We start from the raw sequence: 16,548 nt of genomic DNA on the forward strand, positions 1-16,548 counted from the left end.
AGGAAACGGACTGTCCGCTCATTTCGAGAGGGTCGTGGTCATGGCCGTGCAACCCGAAGGAACCCCGTGCTGGGCCGACGCGATGTTCAGCGACCTCGAAGGCGCCAAGAACTTCTACGGAGACGTCCTCGGCTGGACCTTCGCCGAGGCGTCGGCGGAGTACGGCGACTACACCCAGGCGTACGCGAACGGCAAGGCGGCCGCCGCGGTCGTCCCGCCCATGCCCGGGCAGGAGGGCCAGTCGCAGTGGTGCCTGTACATCGCCGCCGAGGACGCCGCCGCCACCGCCGCCCGCATCCGCGACAACGGCGGCGAGGTGCTGATGGAGCCGATGCGGGTCGGCGACTTCGGCAGCATGTGCCTGGCCCGCGACCCCGGCGGCGTGGTCTTCGGCGTCTGGCAGGCGGGCACCCACGAGGGCTTCGAGGTGGTGGCCGAACCGGGTGCCTACACCTGGGCCGAGGTCTTCACCCGCGAACCTGAGAAGTCCGACGCGTTCTTCCCCGCCGTCTTCTCCTACCGGCAGCGGGACATGGAGGACGGCGAGATGGACTTCCGGATCTATGACCTGGGGGAGCGCAGCGTGCTGGGCCGGATGAGGATGACCGGGGAGTTCCCGCCCGAGATGCCGCCGTACATCAACGTCTACTTCGCCGTCGAGGACTGCGACGAGGCCGTGGCGAAGGCCACCGAGCTGGGCGGTGTGCTGCGCTTCGGGCCGATGACCACCCCGTTCGGCCGGTTCGCCGCGATCAGCGATCCGCAGGGGGCCGACTTCTCGGTGATCGACACCACCACGACCGAGGGCGACATGCCGAAGCTGACCGACGTGTCCTGAGCAGGAGGAGTGTCCGCGGCCCCTCCCGGCCGGGCGGCCCGTGCCGCCATGGCATGATCGGGCCCATGTCTGAACGTGTTGTGGCCGCGTGTGACGGGGCTTCGAAGGGAAACCCCGGGCCCGCGGGCTGGGCCTGGGTCGTCGCCGACGCTTTTGAGAGCCCGGTGCGCTGGGAGGCCGGGCCGCTCGGCAAGGCCACCAACAACGTCGCGGAACTCACCGCGCTGGAGCGCCTGCTGGCCGCGACCGACCCCGGCGTGCCGCTCGAGATCCGGATGGACTCGCAGTACGCGATGAAGGCCGTGACGACCTGGCTGCCCGGCTGGAAGCGCAACGGCTGGAAGACCTCCGCCGGCAAGCCGGTCGCCAACCAGGACCTCGTCGTGCGTATCGACGAGCTGCTGGACGGCCGCTCGGTCGAGTTCCGCTACGTGCCCGCGCACCAGGTCGACGGCGACCGGCTCAACGACTTCGCCGACCGCGCCGCCAGCCAGGCCGCCACCGTCCAGGAGCCCGCGGGCAGCGAGCTCGGTTCGCCCGAACCGCCGCCCGCCCCGGACGCCCCGGTCAAGGCCCCGCGCTCCCGGTCGCGCGGCGGGACGGCGCGCACCGCGAAGAAGACCTCGTCGCGCACCATCAAGGCGAAGTTCCCCGGCCGCTGCCAGTGCGGCCGCTCCTACGCCGCGGGCGAGCCCATCGCCAAGAACGACGCGGGCTGGGGCCACCCGGAGTGCCGGACGGCGGCGACCGTCTGATCAGCCGGTCCGGAGCCGGTCAGACGTCGAACGTGTAGTGCGGCGTGTGGTCCAGCAGATCAGCCGGACTCGTGTCGTGCCACGGCCGCATCGTCTCGTGCAGGTCGATCACGTTCGGCGTGCCCGCGACCGGCAGATAACCGGAGCCCGGGTGCCGGCGCTGCCACTCGGCCCACAGCTTGTCCACGTACGCGTGGTGCAGCCAGAACACCGGGTCGTTGGGAGAGGCCCCGGTGGCCATGTGCCCGCCGACCCAGACGTGCACCCGGTTGTGCAGATTGACCCCCCGCCACCCTTCGAGGTGGTTGCGGAAGCCGTCCGAGGCACTGTTCCAGGGCGCCATGTCGTACGTCGGCATCGACAGCACCGACTCGACCTCGGCCGCCGTCGGCAGCGCGCGTCCCCCGGAACCGAGGGTGCGACGCAGGAACGTACGGCCGTCGACCCGTACGTTGATCGGCCAGTTGCCGCCGGCGGCGGCGAACGGCCCGTCCGGCACCCGGCCGTCACGCTCGCGACCGGTTCCGCCGAGGAAGTCGGGCGCCCACAGCGAGGCGCGCGGCGAACGGTCCACGGTCCAGTCCCAGTACGGCAGGGCCACCGACGCGTCAACCGCCTGCAGCGCCCGCTCGAACTCCAGGAGGAATCTTCGGTGCCAGGGCAGGAAGGACGGTGAGCGGTGTCCCGTCCGCTCGCCGTCGTCGGTGTCGGAGACGATGAACGCGTTGTGCGTCGTGACGAACTCGTCGTAACGGCCGCTGCGCTTCAGCTCGACGAGGGCGGTGACGAAACGCCGCTTCTCGTCGGCGGTGAGGGCGGACTGGTTCTTGCGGACGGTCATGTGCGGGTGCTCCAGGTGCCTTTCGGGACGGGTCAGCCGGCGGCGGGGAAGGGCAGCAGGGGCGCGCCCTGCAGTTCGTCGACGGCTGCGCAGGCGGCGGCGCGTGGGGTGGCCACCGGGGCGTAGTGGCTGACGACACTGATCCAGGTGCCGTCGGCGTTGCGCATCACATGCAGCTCCACGCCGTCGACGAGGACCGTGTATCCGGCGCCGTGATGGTGGTGACCGGCCCCGGTCGTCGGCCGGCCCTGTATCCGGCGGCCCTTGTAGACCTCGTCGAAGGTGGCCGGCGAGCCGTGGTGCCCGGCGGCTGCGGCCGGGGTCATCCCCGGCAGTGTGCCCGCGGACGCGGCGAGGACGGCCGCGGCGCTGAGCGCACGGCGACGGCTGAGTTCCGGCATACGGATCTCCTGGTTTCGTTCGGTGATGGCCCCGCATGCCTACCGCCACCTCCGGTACCGGGAGAAATCCCCGCGAGCCGGTTGGCCTTGTTCCGGGCAATTCGCCTCATGTGGTGCAAGGTTGAACCAGGATGATCTTGTCGTTCGTGGGCACCCGCGCGGGATCGGAAGGGGAAATTCCGCCCCGGAAGGGACGGTGTGCCGGTCTTTCTCCCCGCCCCGCCCGCCGCTCGTGGTGCGCGTCACGATGCGAAACTGGCGCGATCTCTCGCGGTGCGGGCACACCTCGCCCCGGGCGCCACGGATGACAGACTGGGGCTCATGGACGAGCGCACATTCGACAGGTCGGGTCAGCACGCTTCCGTCGTCGGTCTCGGTACGTGGCAGCTGGGTGCCGACTGGGGCGACGTCGACGACAAGGACGCCCTCGCGGTACTGGAGACGGCGGCCGAGTCCGGAGTGACCTTCTTCGACACCGCCGACGTGTACGGCGACGGCCGCAGCGAGCAGACCATCGCCGCGCTCCTCAGCGGCAGGCCGGACCTGCACGTCCTGGTGGCCACCAAGATGGGCCGCCGGGCCGACCAGATCCCCGGGAACTACGTGCTCGACAACTTCCGCGCCTGGAACGACCGTTCCCGGCGCAACCTCGGCGTGGACCGCGTCGACCTGGTGCAGCTGCACTGCCCGCCGACGCCCGTCTACTCCAGGGACGAGGTGTTCGACGCCCTCGACACCCTCGTCGAGGAGGAGCGCGTCGCCGCCTACGGCGTCAGCGTCGAGACCTGCGAGGAGGCACTGACCGCGATCGCCCGGCCGGGCGTGGCCAGCGTGCAGATCATCCTCAACCCGTTCCGCATGAAACCCCTGCGCGAGGTGCTCCCGGCCGCCCGCGAGGCGGGCGTCGGCATCATCGCCCGCGTCCCGCTGGCCTCCGGTCTGCTGTCGGGCAAGTACACGAGGGAGACGGTCTTCCCCGACAACGACCACCGCACCTACAACCGGCACGGCGAGTCCTTCGACGTCGGCGAGACCTTCTCCGGCGTCGACTACGTCACCGGCGTCGAGGCGGCCGCCGAGTTCGCCGCGCTCGCCCCCGAGGGGTACACCCCGGCCCAGCTCGCGCTGCGCTGGATCATCCAGCAGCCCGGTGTGACCACCGTGATCCCCGGCGCCCGCTCACCCGAGCAGGCGCGCGCCAACGCGGCCGCCGCCCGGCTGCCGGAGCTGTCCGACGAGACGATGGCGGCGATCCGCGACCTCTACGACCGGCGGATCAAGGATCAGGTGGAATCGCGCTGGTAGAGCGCCTGGCTCCGCTCACGGCACCAGGAGCAGCTGCCTCTCCTGCTCCTGGTCGCCGGACGCGGCACCGTCGTCGCGGGCGGTGAAGGCCCGGGCGAGCGTGTCGCTCGCCCGCCGCACGGCCTCGGGGGAGCCCTGCACGGTGACGGTGACCGGCGCCGACAGGCGCTCGGTTCCCCTCTCGGTGCTTCCGGCGGGACCGGCGTCCGTGCCCCCGTCGAAGGTCGCCATGTGCACCGTCGCGTTCTCGTCGGCGGGAAGCTCGTCCGGCGCCCCGAACGTGCCTTCCAGGGCCCGCACGACCGCGCGGGCGTCGTCGGCGCCCCCGCCGCTGAGCGTCACGGTGAGCTGCGTACCGGACATGCGTCCACGACCTCCTAGAGCTGTGCGTCAGGTCGCCGTCCGTGTAACCGTCCGCTGATCGCTCAAACCGCCGCGTGGCCGGGACGGCAGTGGCTTTCGGGGAACACGCGTGAGGGAAGCACTTCGGCTCACACACCGGGGAGGAACAGTGGCGGACGCGGCAGAGGGCGGGCCCAGGCGCCGGGGGCGCAACGAGACCGAGGAGGAGAGAGCGGACCGGATGTGGCAGGAGCTCATCCAGGAGGTCCGCGTGGCCCAGATGGGCGTGCAGATCCTGTTCGGTTTCCTGCTCACCGTGGTGTTCACCGAGAAGTACGACGACCTGACCGGCACGGACCAGACGATCTACATGGTCACGGTCGTCCTCGGCGCGTGCGCGACCGGGGCCCTCATCGGACCGGTGTCCCTGCACCGCCTCGTCTCCGGGCGGCGCATCAAACCCCAAGCGGTGCGGCTCGCCTCCCGGCTGACCCTGCTCGGCCTCGTGCTGCTGCTCGCGACGACGACCGCCTCACTGCTGCTGATCCTGCGCGTGGCCACGCACGACGGCTTCGTGCCCTACCTGGTCGCCGGCGTGGTCTGCTGGTACCTGCTGTGCTGGTTCGTCCTGCCGATATGGGCCCGATACCGTCACACGTCGGAGTGACGGGCGGTCCTCACCGGCACGGCCGGGGCGAGCCCTGCGCACCAGTGCGGCTCCTCGGCTCGCCCCCGCTCAGCCCCCGGCGATGACGTCCGCGAGGAAGTCGTCCACGTGGACCTCCTCGCGGCCCGGCGGGACCAGCTCGTGGGTCTCCCGGAGGAACGCCGCCAACGCCGGGGCCCAGGCGAACACCACCGCGTGATGACGGCCGCCGTCGGGCCGGGCGTCACCGAGGAACTCCATGCGCAGTTCCCGCCACACCCCCCGTGACTCGGGACGCATCCGCACGTCCCCCACCCCGACGGGACGCCGCAGCGCGTCACCGAGCATCTCCCGGTCGAGCTGCCACCGGGCGAGGACGCGGCCGTCGTGGCTGAAGACGACCGTGACGGCGAACGGGTCCGTGGTGTCGTAGCTCAGGTGGGCGAGCACGGAGAAGCGGTCCGTGCGGTCCGTGCCACCCGTCTGCAGCTGCACCACCAGGGTCTTGTGGACGAACGAGTTCACGAGAGGGGCCTCCGGAAGGAACCGACGTAGAGCCCTCTAGTACCCCCGATCTCCGCGAAATGCTCAGCCCTCCGGGTGATTCCCGCGGACCCCGCGCAGCGACTCGATGCAGACGGCCACGGCCCGCTGGAGATCTTCCAGACGCTCGACCATGTCGTCCTCGTAGAACTCCCCGGCGTCGTCGAAGGTCAGTTCCTCGAACACCTTCGTCGCCTTCTGGAGGCTGCTGTAGAACTTCGTGCGCCGCTCCCGCACCCGCAGGCCGGGGTCGGTCTCCACGGCCTCGACGACGAGGGACTTCATGGTGTCGTAGGCCTCGGCGGCCCACTCCCCGGAGTCCTCGCCGTCGTCCAGCTCGTCGATGAGCGACAGGTGCCGCTCGGCCTCCTGGCGGAGGTCGGCCGGTGCCTCGACGGTCTGCCCGGCGGGCGTCTTGATCTGCCCCGACTCGGCGATCTGGCGCACGTACCCGATCCGGTCGGCCACCCGGCTCTCACCGGCGACGGCCTTCTTCAGCTCGTCGGTGCGCACCACGTCACGGGCCAGCTCGGCCTGGAGGTCCGGATCCTCCCGGACCCGGTCCAGCAGGGCCTGGCGGGCGGCACGGGCGGTGGAGGGGTCGGCGAGGATCGCGGCGCGCAGGGCGGTGGGGTTCTCCGCCACCTCCAGCGCCTTGGTGGGCCGGATGCCCTCCGCCTCGGCGGCCTCGGTGATGGCGGTGCCGCGTTCGGATGTGGCGCTGTTGCGGGAGACGTAGTAGCTGAGCCATACGTCGCCGTCCGGCAGCTCCACCTCCTGGCCCGGCGTCAGGGCCTCGAACTGCGGGACCAGACCGTCGTCGGCCGCCCGGTCCCACGCCTTGTAGTAGCGCATGACACGCTCCGGGGAACACCCGGCGAGCTCCGCGAACTCCTTCGCGGACACCTTCGGAGTCTCGTCCGCGCCCTGCCCGCCCGGCCGCACGCTGCGCGCCACCTTCAGCCCGAACGCCCACCCTCCGGTCCGGGCGTACACCCCGAACTCCCGCGCGTCCCGCGCGATCAGGTCGCAGGCGGGCGCGCCGGTCGCGGGGGACGTCTCGGGCGGAGTGAGGGCAACGGTCACGGACGACTCTCCTGAGAGGGTGCGGACGGGGCGGCACGACGTGCGGACGGAAGACTACCGGCACCCGCTGACCTCGCCGTTCACCGCCCATGGTGCCCCTGGCCGTACATCGTTTCCCGCACCGTTGACGGATGTGCGACGATGCGCGGCGTGGTGCGACCCGAGGTCGGTGCGCCGCTGCGTCGCTGCGCCCGGTGCGGCGGATACGAGTACGGCGGCGCCCCCGCGTGTACCGCCTGCCGTGAGCTGGTGGACGCCATCGTCGAGGGGGAGTGGGCCGCCTTCCTGCGGCACTTCGACGCCGTCGGCGGCGAGGAGCGGACCTTGGCCGAGATGGTCGCGGCCGAGCCCGAGCGGCACGACTGGCGGGTGGTGGACGCCGCCCTCGACCGGCCGGCTGCCCGTCCTGCGACCTGGCGCACGGTTTCCGCTACGCCGCGATCGAGACGGACCGGCCGGGCGTCCCGCCGGGCAACGAACACGCGATCCGGGTCGGCGTCTCGGTGGTGCGCAGACCGCAGGTCACCTCCGAGGGCGAGGTGCTCGTGCGGCGCCTGGTGCTGCCCCTGCTGCTGGCGGGGATCCTGCCCACCACCGAGGAGGCGCAGCGGATCAGCTCACTCGTGAAGGAGAGCCCCCCGCAGCGGAGGGCTCAACTGGCCGAACAGGCTGTCGAGACGCTGGCGGCGGACCTCAGCCGAACGCGTCGCGCAGAGCCGGCAGCAAGGTCTTCTCCGCCCAGTCCAGATACGCCGGCTGCGACTCGCCACCGATCTGGACCAGGGCGACCTCGGTGAAACCGGCCTCGGCGTACGGGCGGACGGCCTCGACGAACGCCTCCGGGTCGTCACCGCACGGAATGGCCTCGGCCACGTCGTCCGGCGTGACGAACTGCGTCGCCGCCTCGAAGGAATCCGGGTGCGGCAGCTCCGAGTTGACCTTCCAGCCGCTGCCGAACCAGCGGAACTGGGAGTGGGCGCGCTTGACGGCCGTGTCCCGGTCCGGGTCGTAGCACACCGGCAGCTGGCCCACCCGGGGCTTGCCCTCGCCGCCGTGCCGGTCGAACGCCTCCAGCAGCCCCGCCTTGGGCTCGGTGGCGATCACCAGATCGCCGAGCCGGCCGGCGAGTTCGCACGACCGCTCCCCGGAGACGGCGACACCGATGGGCGGCGCCTCGTCCGGCAGATCCCACAAACGGGCCGACTCCACGTCGAAGTGGGTGCCGTGGTGATTGACGTGTCCGCCCTTGAAGAGGGCACGGATGATCTCCACGGCCTCCTCGAACATCTCGTGCCGTACGTCGACGGAGGGCCAGCCGCCGCCCACCACGTGCTCGTTGAGGTTCTCGCCGGAGCCGAGACCCAGCCGGAACCGGCCCTCCGACAGCAGCTGCAGCGTCGCCGCCTTCTGCGCCACGACGGCGGGGTGGTAGCGGAACGTCGGGCACGTCACGTACGTCATCAGCGGGATACGTGACGTGGCCTGGGCGGCCGCACCGAGCACGGCCCACGCGTAGGGCGAGTGACCCTGCGAACGCAGCCACGGGAAGTAGTGGTCGGAGGTCACCGAGAAGTCGAAGCCCGCCTCCTCGGCCCGCACCACGTGGCCGACGAGGTCACGCGGACCGGCCTGTTCGGTCATCATCGTGTATCCGATCGGCACCATGGTCGCCGGGTCCCCTGGCAGCGGGCGCGGAAACGGCTCGATCAAGGTCCGCCGACGGGTACAGGATGGGCTCATGAGTGCCTTCGCCCTGCCGTCCTCCGGCCCCGCCGCCCAGGGTGTCGACGCCTCGGGCGTCCACGCCTTCCTCGACGCCCTCGAAGCGGCCCCGGAGATCGAGCCGCACAGCCTGATGATCCTGCGGCACGGACACCTGGTCGCCTCCGGCTGGTGGGCGCCGTACACGCCCGACCGCCCCCACCTGCTGTACTCGCTCAGCAAGAGCTTCACCGGTACCGCGGCCGCCCTTGCCGAGGCCGAGGGGCTGCTGGACTTCGCCGCGCCGGTGATCTCGTACTTCCCGGAGTTCGAGGCCGACATCACCGATCCGCGCAGCCGGGCCATGCTCGTACGGCACGTGGCGTCCATGTCGAGCGGCCACGAGCGGGAGACCGTCGACGAGGCCTACGGGACGGACCCGGCGGAGCCCGTCCGCGGGTTCCTGCTGACCCCGCCCGACCGTGACCCGGGCACGGTCTTCGCCTACAACCAGCCCACCACGTACACCCTGGGCGCGATCGTGCAGCGGGTGACCGGACAGCCGCTCAGCGCGTACCTGCGGCCCCGCCTGCTGGACCCGCTGGGCATCGGCGAGGTGTTCTGGCTGCGGGACCGCACCGGGCGCGAGATCGGCTTCAGCGGGCTGCACGCCACCACCGACGCCGTCGCGCGGCTCGGCCGGCTGTATCTCGACGACGGCGTGTGGGACGGCCGGCGGCTGCTGCCGGAAGGGTGGCCGGCCCGCGCCTCACAGCCGCACATCGCGACCGCAGGAGCCATGGGGGAGGTGGACCGGCAGGACTGGGACCGGGGCTACGGGTACCAGTTCTGGACGTCCCGGCACGGTTACCGGGGCGACGGCGCCTACGGCCAGTTCTGCCTGGTGCTGCCCGAGCACGACGCGGTGATCGCCGCGACCGCGGCCACCGAACGGATGCAGGACTTCCTGAACCTCGTGTGGAGGCATCTGCTGCCCGCCTTCGGCCCCGGTCCGCTGCCCGGCCGTGCAGCCGACGCGAGTCTGGCGGAGCGGCTCGCCGGCCTGACGCTGCCCGCCGCCGCGGGCGGCCCCGCACCCGCGGAACGCGGCGAGGACTGGGATGCCGCGCAGTTCACGGCCGTCGGCGACGGGCCGGTCCGGGCGGCCGGTCTCGCCCGGGACACGGACGGCTGGACGCTGACGCTCACCGGGGCGGGGGACGGGGACGAGCTCGGCCTGCGGATCGGAGCGGGGGGCTGGACGGTGGCTGAGGAACCCCTCCCCACGGCGGTGAGCGGCGGCTGGACCGACGCCGGCACGCTGGCCCTGGACGTGGTGTTCCTGGAGACCCCGCACCGCCTGGCGCTGAGCTGCTCCCTCGCCGACCGGACCGTCACCGCGCACTGGCGCACCCAGCCGCTGCACGGCGGCCGCCTCACCTCCCAGCGCGCCCCGCGCGGCTCAGTGTGATTCCGGCCGGAACGTCTTGAGGACGGTACGCAACGCCTCCTGGTTCGCGCCGTCCTCCCACTCGGCGTCTGGAGCCGTCCAGCGCAGCGAGAAGCTCCGGCCGCCGCCCAGCAGGAAGCCCCTGCCGAAGGTGTGCACCCGGGTGCCGCCGACGTCCGCCGTCCACTCCATGTCGGCGGCCTCACGTCCCTGGTACGTCGTCGCGTGGATCTCGCCGATCCGCTTGTAGTGGCCCGACTGCTTCAGGTTCGGTTCGACCTCGTTTCGCCACACGGCCACCGGGTCCGGGCCCACGCGTTCGCTGTAGGTGACGGCCAGCGTGCGGTCGTCGCCGTCGGCACCGAAGACGACCCGGTACCGCAGATCGCCCTGACGGTCGGTGTCCAGCCGCTTCCAGCCCTCGGGCAGCGCGACGGAGAAGCCCTCCGGCGCCCGGTAGCGCTGGAAGCCGGACGGCAGGGCCGTGGCCGGGGCGGACCGGGTGGGCGAGGCGGACCGGGTGGGCGGGGGCTTGGGCTTCGGGGACGGCTGGGTGGGTTCGGGCGAGGGCGACTTGGCCGTGCTGGACCCCCCGCCGGACGGAACGGGCCCGGCCGAGCCGCCGCCCTCGCCCGGCGAGGCGGCCGAGGCCGGCGGCCGGGCCGGCGCGTCGGCCGCGTCACCGCCCGACTCGCCGCCGGGCAGTCCCTGCGTCGCGGCGAGCACGGCTACCGCGACCGTGACGACGGCCAGCGCGGTACCGGCCACCATGGTCCGTCTGCTCCACGCCGCACCTCCCGGCCGGACGGCGGCGTACGCCCCGCGCAGCCGCGGAGCCGGAACCGACGCCAGGCCCGCCTCGGGATCCTCGCTGAGTGCGCGGGTCAGCGCCTCACGGACCACCGGGCGGGTCAGCCGTTCCCGCGAGTCCTTGCGCAGCAGTCCCTGCACGACCTGCGTCAGCGGCCCGGAGCGCACCGGCGTGCGCAGCGGCAGGCGGTCCACGCCCTTCAGGGTGTTCTCCGGACGCCCCCGGTCCCGGAAGGGCGGGCGCCCCTCGACCATCGTGTACAGGATCGCGCCGAGCGCCCACAGGTCGGCGGCGGGCCCGATGCGCTCGTCACGGGCCTGCTCCGGGGAGGCGTACGCGGGCGCGGTGAGGCGGGGCGCCAGGGTCGCACCGGCCAGGCCGTAGCCGGTGACGACGATCGAATGGTCCTCGCGTACGAACACCTGGCCGGGGCTCAGCTCACCGTGGGTGATGCCCTCGGCGTGTGCGGCGTCCAGCACGTCGAGCAGCTCCAGGCCGACCCGGGCGGCCCGCACGTAGTTGAACGTGCCCTGCTCCGAGAGGAGTTCGCAGAGGGGGGTGCCGTCGATCCACTCGTTGACGATCCACAGGGTGCCGGCCTCCTCGGCCGCGTCCACGACCCCGGCGATCCGGCCGGGGCACAGCAGCGCCATGTTCTCGGACGTGCGCATCAGACGGGCGGCGGCCCGCCGCTCGGTCTCGTACGCGCTGTCCGGGAGCCCGACCTGCGTGACGAGGCACGGCCGGGAGAACTCGCCGGTGCCGATGTCCTCGGCGTACCAGCAGATGCGATTGGTCTCGCGCTGGACGATCTCGAGCAGCCGATACCGGCCGACGACCAACTGGTGTGTGGAGACGTGCGCCCTGCCCATGGCCATCCCTCGCTGGAAACTGGCTCTCACCTTTTCCAGAGGTACGAGGCGTGAGGCGTGCTGCGTTCAACGGGATCACAACTCCGTGTTCATTCTTGTCTTTTATTCAAGAACTGGGAGCGCGTGTGCGAGAGAAAACGGTCTTTGGCGGGGCCCGAGGCGGCTCACCTCGGCCGCCCTGGGCTGCCGGAGGCCGGGTGAATTCACCCACCGAAGCCCGGGGATTCGCAAATCCGGGGCCGGCCAGGTGGTAACCGACGGTAAATGCGGAAGCGTTCGACGGATGAACTCGAATGCCTCCGGCGAATTCGGCGGCGGATTCCGCACGGTGGGGACGGCTCAGGAGTCGCGTCGTACCAGGAAGCCGAGCAGCGAGCGCAGTTCACCGGCGGCCCCGGCCTCCCACGGCAGGCCGGCGAGCGCCGTCTCGACGGCGGCGAGGTGACTGCGGGCCTCCGCCATGGCAGCCGAGCGCCCGCCCGCCCGTTCGATCAGCTCCGCCGCCGCGTCGGGCGCGTCACCGGACTCCAGCAGCGTGGCGAGCCGGCCGCCCAGGGGAGAATCCAGCGCGATCAGGACGGGGAGGGTCTTCTTCCGTTCCCGCAGGTCACCGTGGACCGGTTTACCGGTGACCCTGGGGTCGCCCCAGATGCCCAGCACGTCGTCGGCGATCTGGAAGGCGATCCCGAGGTGCCGGCCCATCCGGTCCAGAGCGGTGACCGTCTCCGGCGCGGCACCGCCGAGTACGGCGCCCAGCGCCGCCGCGCAGCCCAGCAGCGCGCCGGTCTTGTGTTCGGCCATCGCCCGGTACTCGTCGGGCAGGACCCGTTCCTGCCCCGTCCAGGGGCGGGCGGTGAACAGCAGGTCGTCCGCCTGCCCGCGCACCAGGTCGCCCAGCGCGGCGGACAGCGCCCGCATGCCCGCGGCACCGCCCGGCTGCCCGGCGAGGGTCTCGACGGCCAGCGCGAACAGGGCGTCACCGGCGAGGACGGCCGGGCCCGTGCCGTAGGCCTTCCACACGGCCGGGCGGCGTCGCCGGTCCGCGTCGCCGTCCATGATGTCGTCGTGCAGCAGGGAGAAGGTGTGCACCAGTTCCACCGCGACGGCCGCGGCCACGCCCGCCCCGCCGGGCACGCCGGCCGCCTCGGCGCCGAGCACCGCGAGTGCCTGCCGCACGCCCTTGCCGCCCGGGGCGACGGTCGGCGCACCACCCACCTCGCACCAGCCGAAGGCGTAGGCGGCCATCTCGCCGACCCAGGGGTGCAGCCGGCCGACGGCTTCGGCGAGGGCGGGGCGCACGAGTGCGCGGCAGCGTTCGAGGGTCCGGTGGGGGTCGGCCGGTTGGCCGGGGCCGCCCGTGCGCCCCTGCCGCTCGGCGTGCGTTGCCGTGCCCTGCCGGGGAGCCTCCGCCGCGATGGAGGACGCCGTCACCGTGCCACCTCCGCCGCCTTCGCCTCCGCCGACCGGGGATCCGGTACGCCGAGTTCGTCGTACGCGCGAGCCACCATCCGGTGGGCGTGCCGCAGGCCGATCCGCTCCAGCGTGCCGGCGAGGTCGGAGAGTTCGGCCGCCGTCTCGGCACGGTCACGGCCCAGCCGGGCCAGGGACTTGGCGAGCCCCAGCCGCGACAGCGCCTCGCCGCGCGGCTCGCCCATGGTGCGGAACTCCGCCAGCGCCTGCTCGTACAGGGCGCGTGCCTCGGCGTAACGCCCGGCCCGGTACAGGACGTTGCCGCGCATCTTGTGGTTGTAGGCCAGCGCGCTGGACAGCCGCATCGCACGGCACGTCACCTCCGCCTCGCTCAGCAGCTCCAGCGCTCGCCCGGTGTCCCCGTCCCGCACCGACACGACGTCGGCCAGACCCCGCAACGCCCAGGCGTGGCCCCGCCGGTCGTCGGCCCCCGCGGCGATCTGGGCCGCCTCCTCGAACAACGCGTACGCCCTGTCGTACTGCCCGGTGTTGCGATGCATCTGCGCTATGCCCTCCAGCGCCCACACGGTGTGGCGGGCCTCCCCGCGCCGCCGCGCCTCGGCGAGCAGCTGCTCGTGCAGCCGGCCGACCGCCTCGTAGTCCCCCTGGATGCGGCCCGTCTCGGCCAGGCCGGCCAGCGAGTAACTGCGTACGACGATGTCCCCGCCCCGTTCGCCCAGATCGGCCGCGAGCCCGAGGAGTCTGCGCGCCAGCGGGAACGCGCCGCGCTGCCGGGCGAGGGTGCCGCCGCTCCACAGCGCCCACGCCATCGCCGAGACGTCCTCGGCCCGGCGGGCGGCCCGGTAACTCGCCTTCCAGGCGCGGTCCGCGTCCTCGACCCGGCCCAGCCGGCGGTGCGCCTCGGCCACCGCCAGTCCGGAACGCGCCTCCTCGCCGGGCTTTCCGGCCCGCTCGGCCGCCCTCAACTGCTCGATGCCGGCGGCCAGCACGTCGGTCAGTGAGGAGTTGACGGACAGGGAGGTGAGCGCTCCCTGGTACTCGGGGGCGAATGCCTTGCCGTACATCGATGCCTTTCCGTCTGTGGTCACATCGGTATACACGCCATGTATACGTGCTGTGTATACAAGGCGTGTATAGACGGGTGGGAACCTGCCCTGGCCGCCAGGCCAGGGCATCACCTGTTGTCGATCAAGACGTGGACGGGACGGGCGGGGTTGCCTGTGAGGCGCAGATCACCACAGAGGTCCTCAGTGCTGACCGGCCTTGTGAGGTGTCGCCTCGCTCGGCCGTACGACGACGTACCCCTCGCCCTGGAGCACGAGTTGCACGGCTTCCCCGGAGCCGCCGCGCAGCATCGACCCGATGGACTGGGAGCGGTGCAGGGAGGTCTGCAGACCGGCGGTCCAGCCGACGACGGCGTCGGTGTCCACGTACACCGGGTACTGCGTGGAGACCGGGATGACCAGGGGGTTGCCCTCACAGACCAGGCCCAGCTTGCCGTGCCCGGCGAAGACGCTGTTGAACAGGCCGCCGCCGGTGATGCCGGCGCCCTTCACGGTGGCGATGCGGTACGACAGCGTGGCGTCGAAGCACAGGACGTTGCGGCCGTTGACCGTGAACTCGTCACCGGGTTCGACATCGACGACGAAGCAGTTCTGGGCCTCGTGGGCGAACCAGGCCTCACCCTGGCCGCGCACCGCCATCAGCGGCAGTCCCTCCCCGGTGACCGCGCGCTTGAGCATGCCGCCCACGCCCTGGCCCTTGCGCTCGAACTGGAGGTTGCCGCGGTAGGCGATCATCGCGCCCTGCCGGGCCAGCATCTCGCCGTTCACCGTGTACCGGACGCACTTGGCGTTCTCGACCGTCATGCCCGGTGCGACGGCCGGCCGCACCATGTGCCCGCTGGAAAAAAGCTCACCCTTCATGCGGGCATCCTCGCCCGGAGCCTCACCCTCCGCCAAGATCGCGGCAGATCGAACGGGCCCGATGCGGGTGGCTCCGCCCGGGGACGCCGCCCCGTCGCCGGGGCTGCGCGTCCGGCCGCGCGGCCTCGGCGGGGGAGTGTCGGCCGGAGGTGGTGCCCCCCGGCCGGCCGGAACGCCGGGCCGAACCCGCGGCCGCCGCCCGGCGGCGGTACCGGCTACCGTGTCGTACTCCGGGAGGGCACAGCGGCTCCGGCTCGCTCCCGGTACCCTCGCGACCTGCGGAATCGTTCCCCTGACACCGTCCGCCGTGCACCGGCCGAAGGAGCGCCCACCTTGCCACGAACCGCACGCCCAGGCCGCCGTACCGCCCTGGCCGCACTCTCCTCGTGCCTCGCGGTGGCTTGCGCGTCCGGCGATCTGCCTCAGGGCCCCCAGGGGCAGGAGCCGCCCCGGAGCCCCGGCGCCACCGCGCCGGCCGGGGACGGCGTGGTCACCTGGGCCTCCTCCGCCGACCGCGTCGGCACGGCGGCCGACGGCCGCGGCTACCGGCTGGTCGTCCACACCAGCGTCGGTGGCACCGGCCTCAGGGTGCGGCTGTCCAACGCCTTCGGGGACCGGCCGGTGACGTTCGGCAACGTCCACGCGGGTCTGCGACGCGACGGTGCCGCCCTCATCCCCGGCAGCAACCGGCGACTGACCTTCGGCGGCGCGCGCTCCGTCACCGTGCCCGCCGGCGGCATCGTCTACAGCGACCCGCTGCCCGGGTACGTCCCCGCCGCGAGCGCGCTCGCCGTCAGCCTCTACGTGCCCCGGGCGCAGGGGACGCGCACCGGGCACTGGCTGGCCCTGCAGACGTCGTACACCACCGACGGCGACCACACGGCGGAGGAGGGCGCGGCCCACTGGACCCGGCGGACCGGCTCCTGGTCCTACCTCGACGCCGTCACCGTCCGCCCCCGGCCCGAGGCGGGCGCCGTCGTCGCCCTCGGCGACTCCATCACCGACGGGTGGCACTCCACGACCGGCCTCAACCGCCGCTGGCCGGACTACCTCGCCCGGCGGCTGCGCGAGTCACCCACGGCGAACGTCAAGGGGGTGGCGAACGAGGGGCTCGCCGGCAACAGGGTCCTGGCAGACGGCCCGGGGCAGAGCGCCCTGAACCGTCTGCCGCGGGACGTGCTTCCACTGCCGGGTGTGCGCACGGTCTTCCTCTTCCAGGGCGTCAACGACATCAAGGCGGAGCCCGGCGCCACCGCCGAAGCGCTGATCGCCGGGTACCGCGACCTGATCCACCGGGCGCACGCCTCCGGGAAGTGTGTCGTCGCCGCCACGATCGCCCCGTTCAAGGGCTGGCGGGAATGGGACCCCACCGGGGAAGCCGTACGCCAGGAGGTCAACGACTTCATCCGTACCGGTGGCGAGTTCGACGCGGTCACCGACTTCGACCGCGTCCTGCGCGACCCCCTCGACCCGGAGCGGATCCTCCCCGCGTTCGACGGCGGCGACCACCTGCATCCCAACGACAAGGGAATGCGGGCGATGGCCCACGCCGTGGACCTGGAGAGCCTCGACTGCGAAGGCGGGTAGCCCGGCGGCACCCC

16 protein-coding genes are annotated in these 16,548 nt (G+C 72.5%); 6 read left to right on the forward strand and 10 right to left on the reverse strand.

Annotation, left to right across the window (positions count from 1 at the left end):
* Window positions 1-40: 40 nt before the first annotated feature.
* Window positions 41-838: a VOC family protein gene (locus IE212_RS23210; RefSeq protein WP_190199838.1), complete on the forward strand. Its 798-nt coding sequence runs from the start codon at window positions 41-43 to the stop codon at window positions 836-838.
* A 53-nt stretch (window positions 839-891) separates the two neighbouring features.
* Entirely contained in the window at window positions 892-1,593 is a 702-nt protein-coding gene (locus IE212_RS23215) for a ribonuclease H family protein (protein WP_190199839.1), read from the forward strand.
* A 19-nt stretch (window positions 1,594-1,612) separates the two neighbouring features.
* Here IE212_RS23215 and melC2 read toward each other — a convergent pair whose 3' ends face one another.
* Window positions 1,613-2,434, reverse strand: a complete 822-nt coding sequence (gene melC2, locus IE212_RS23220; protein WP_190199840.1) for a tyrosinase MelC2 — start codon at window positions 2,432-2,434, stop codon at window positions 1,613-1,615.
* A 32-nt stretch (window positions 2,435-2,466) separates the two neighbouring features.
* Window positions 2,467-2,835 carry an apotyrosinase chaperone MelC1 gene (melC1, locus tag IE212_RS23225; RefSeq protein WP_190199841.1) on the reverse strand — a complete coding sequence of 123 codons (369 nt, stop codon included), beginning with the start codon at window positions 2,833-2,835 and terminating at the stop codon, window positions 2,467-2,469.
* 321 nt (window positions 2,836-3,156) lie between these two features.
* On the opposite strand from melC1, the gene IE212_RS23230 reads away from it, so the two are divergent.
* The gene (locus IE212_RS23230) at window positions 3,157-4,140 is read left to right on the forward strand and encodes an aldo/keto reductase (protein ID WP_190199842.1); all 984 of its coding nucleotides are present in this window, start codon (window positions 3,157-3,159) and stop codon (window positions 4,138-4,140) included.
* Window positions 4,141-4,155: 15 nt separating this feature from the next.
* Here IE212_RS23230 and IE212_RS23235 read toward each other — a convergent pair whose 3' ends face one another.
* Window positions 4,156-4,503: a hypothetical protein gene (locus IE212_RS23235; RefSeq protein ID WP_190199843.1), complete on the reverse strand. Its 348-nt coding sequence runs from the start codon at window positions 4,501-4,503 to the stop codon at window positions 4,156-4,158.
* Window positions 4,504-4,651: 148 nt separating this feature from the next.
* Here IE212_RS23235 and IE212_RS23240 point away from each other — a divergent pair, with 148 nt between their 5' ends.
* Entirely contained in the window at window positions 4,652-5,149 is a 498-nt protein-coding gene (locus IE212_RS23240; protein ID WP_190199844.1) for a DUF6328 family protein, read from the forward strand.
* Between the two features lie 69 nt (window positions 5,150-5,218).
* Here the strand turns inward: IE212_RS23240 and IE212_RS23245 are convergent, their stop codons facing one another.
* The 3 genes from IE212_RS23245 to IE212_RS23255 all read right to left on the reverse strand — a co-directional run bounded on the left by IE212_RS23245 (window position 5,219) and on the right by IE212_RS23255 (window position 8,422).
* A complete protein-coding gene (locus IE212_RS23245) occupies window positions 5,219-5,653 on the reverse strand; it encodes an SsgA family sporulation/cell division regulator (RefSeq protein ID WP_190199845.1) in 435 nt (144 codons plus the stop codon).
* A gap of 63 nt (window positions 5,654-5,716) precedes the next feature.
* Window positions 5,717-6,757 (reverse strand): hypothetical protein, encoded by a 1,041-nt coding sequence (locus tag IE212_RS23250; protein ID WP_190199846.1) that lies wholly within the window; start codon window positions 6,755-6,757, stop codon window positions 5,717-5,719.
* A gap of 693 nt (window positions 6,758-7,450) precedes the next feature.
* Complete coding sequence (locus IE212_RS23255) at window positions 7,451-8,422, reverse strand: LLM class F420-dependent oxidoreductase (RefSeq protein ID WP_190199847.1); 972 nt, start codon at window positions 8,420-8,422, stop codon at window positions 7,451-7,453.
* A 73-nt stretch (window positions 8,423-8,495) separates the two neighbouring features.
* On the opposite strand from IE212_RS23255, the gene IE212_RS23260 reads away from it, so the two are divergent.
* Entirely contained in the window at window positions 8,496-9,929 is a 1,434-nt protein-coding gene (locus tag IE212_RS23260) for a serine hydrolase domain-containing protein (RefSeq protein ID WP_190199848.1), read from the forward strand.
* Here IE212_RS23260 and IE212_RS23265 read toward each other — a convergent pair.
* The 4 genes from IE212_RS23265 to IE212_RS23280 form a co-directional block, all read right to left on the reverse strand.
* Entirely contained in the window at window positions 9,921-11,591 is a 1,671-nt protein-coding gene (locus tag IE212_RS23265; protein WP_190199849.1) for a serine/threonine protein kinase, read from the reverse strand. The genes IE212_RS23260 and IE212_RS23265 overlap by 9 nt on opposite strands.
* A gap of 339 nt (window positions 11,592-11,930) precedes the next feature.
* Entirely contained in the window at window positions 11,931-13,022 is a 1,092-nt protein-coding gene (locus IE212_RS23270; RefSeq protein ID WP_190199850.1) for a polyprenyl synthetase family protein, read from the reverse strand.
* Window positions 13,019-14,086: a tetratricopeptide repeat protein gene (locus tag IE212_RS23275; RefSeq protein ID WP_190199851.1), complete on the reverse strand. Its 1,068-nt coding sequence runs from the start codon at window positions 14,084-14,086 to the stop codon at window positions 13,019-13,021. Before IE212_RS23275 ends, IE212_RS23270 begins: the two co-directional genes overlap by 4 nt.
* Before the next feature lie 183 nt (window positions 14,087-14,269).
* On the reverse strand, window positions 14,270-14,947 hold the full coding sequence (locus IE212_RS23280) for an AIM24 family protein (RefSeq protein WP_190199852.1): 678 nt from the start codon (window positions 14,945-14,947) through the stop codon (window positions 14,270-14,272).
* A gap of 333 nt (window positions 14,948-15,280) precedes the next feature.
* Here IE212_RS23280 and IE212_RS23285 point away from each other — a divergent pair, with 333 nt between their 5' ends.
* Window positions 15,281-16,534: an SGNH/GDSL hydrolase family protein gene (locus IE212_RS23285; RefSeq protein ID WP_190199853.1), complete on the forward strand. Its 1,254-nt coding sequence runs from the start codon at window positions 15,281-15,283 to the stop codon at window positions 16,532-16,534.
* The last annotated feature ends 14 nt before the right edge of the window (window positions 16,535-16,548 follow it).

The organism is Streptomyces djakartensis (assembly GCF_014651075.1).
GTDB classification, from domain to species: Bacteria; Actinomycetota; Actinomycetes; order Streptomycetales; family Streptomycetaceae; genus Streptomyces; species Streptomyces djakartensis.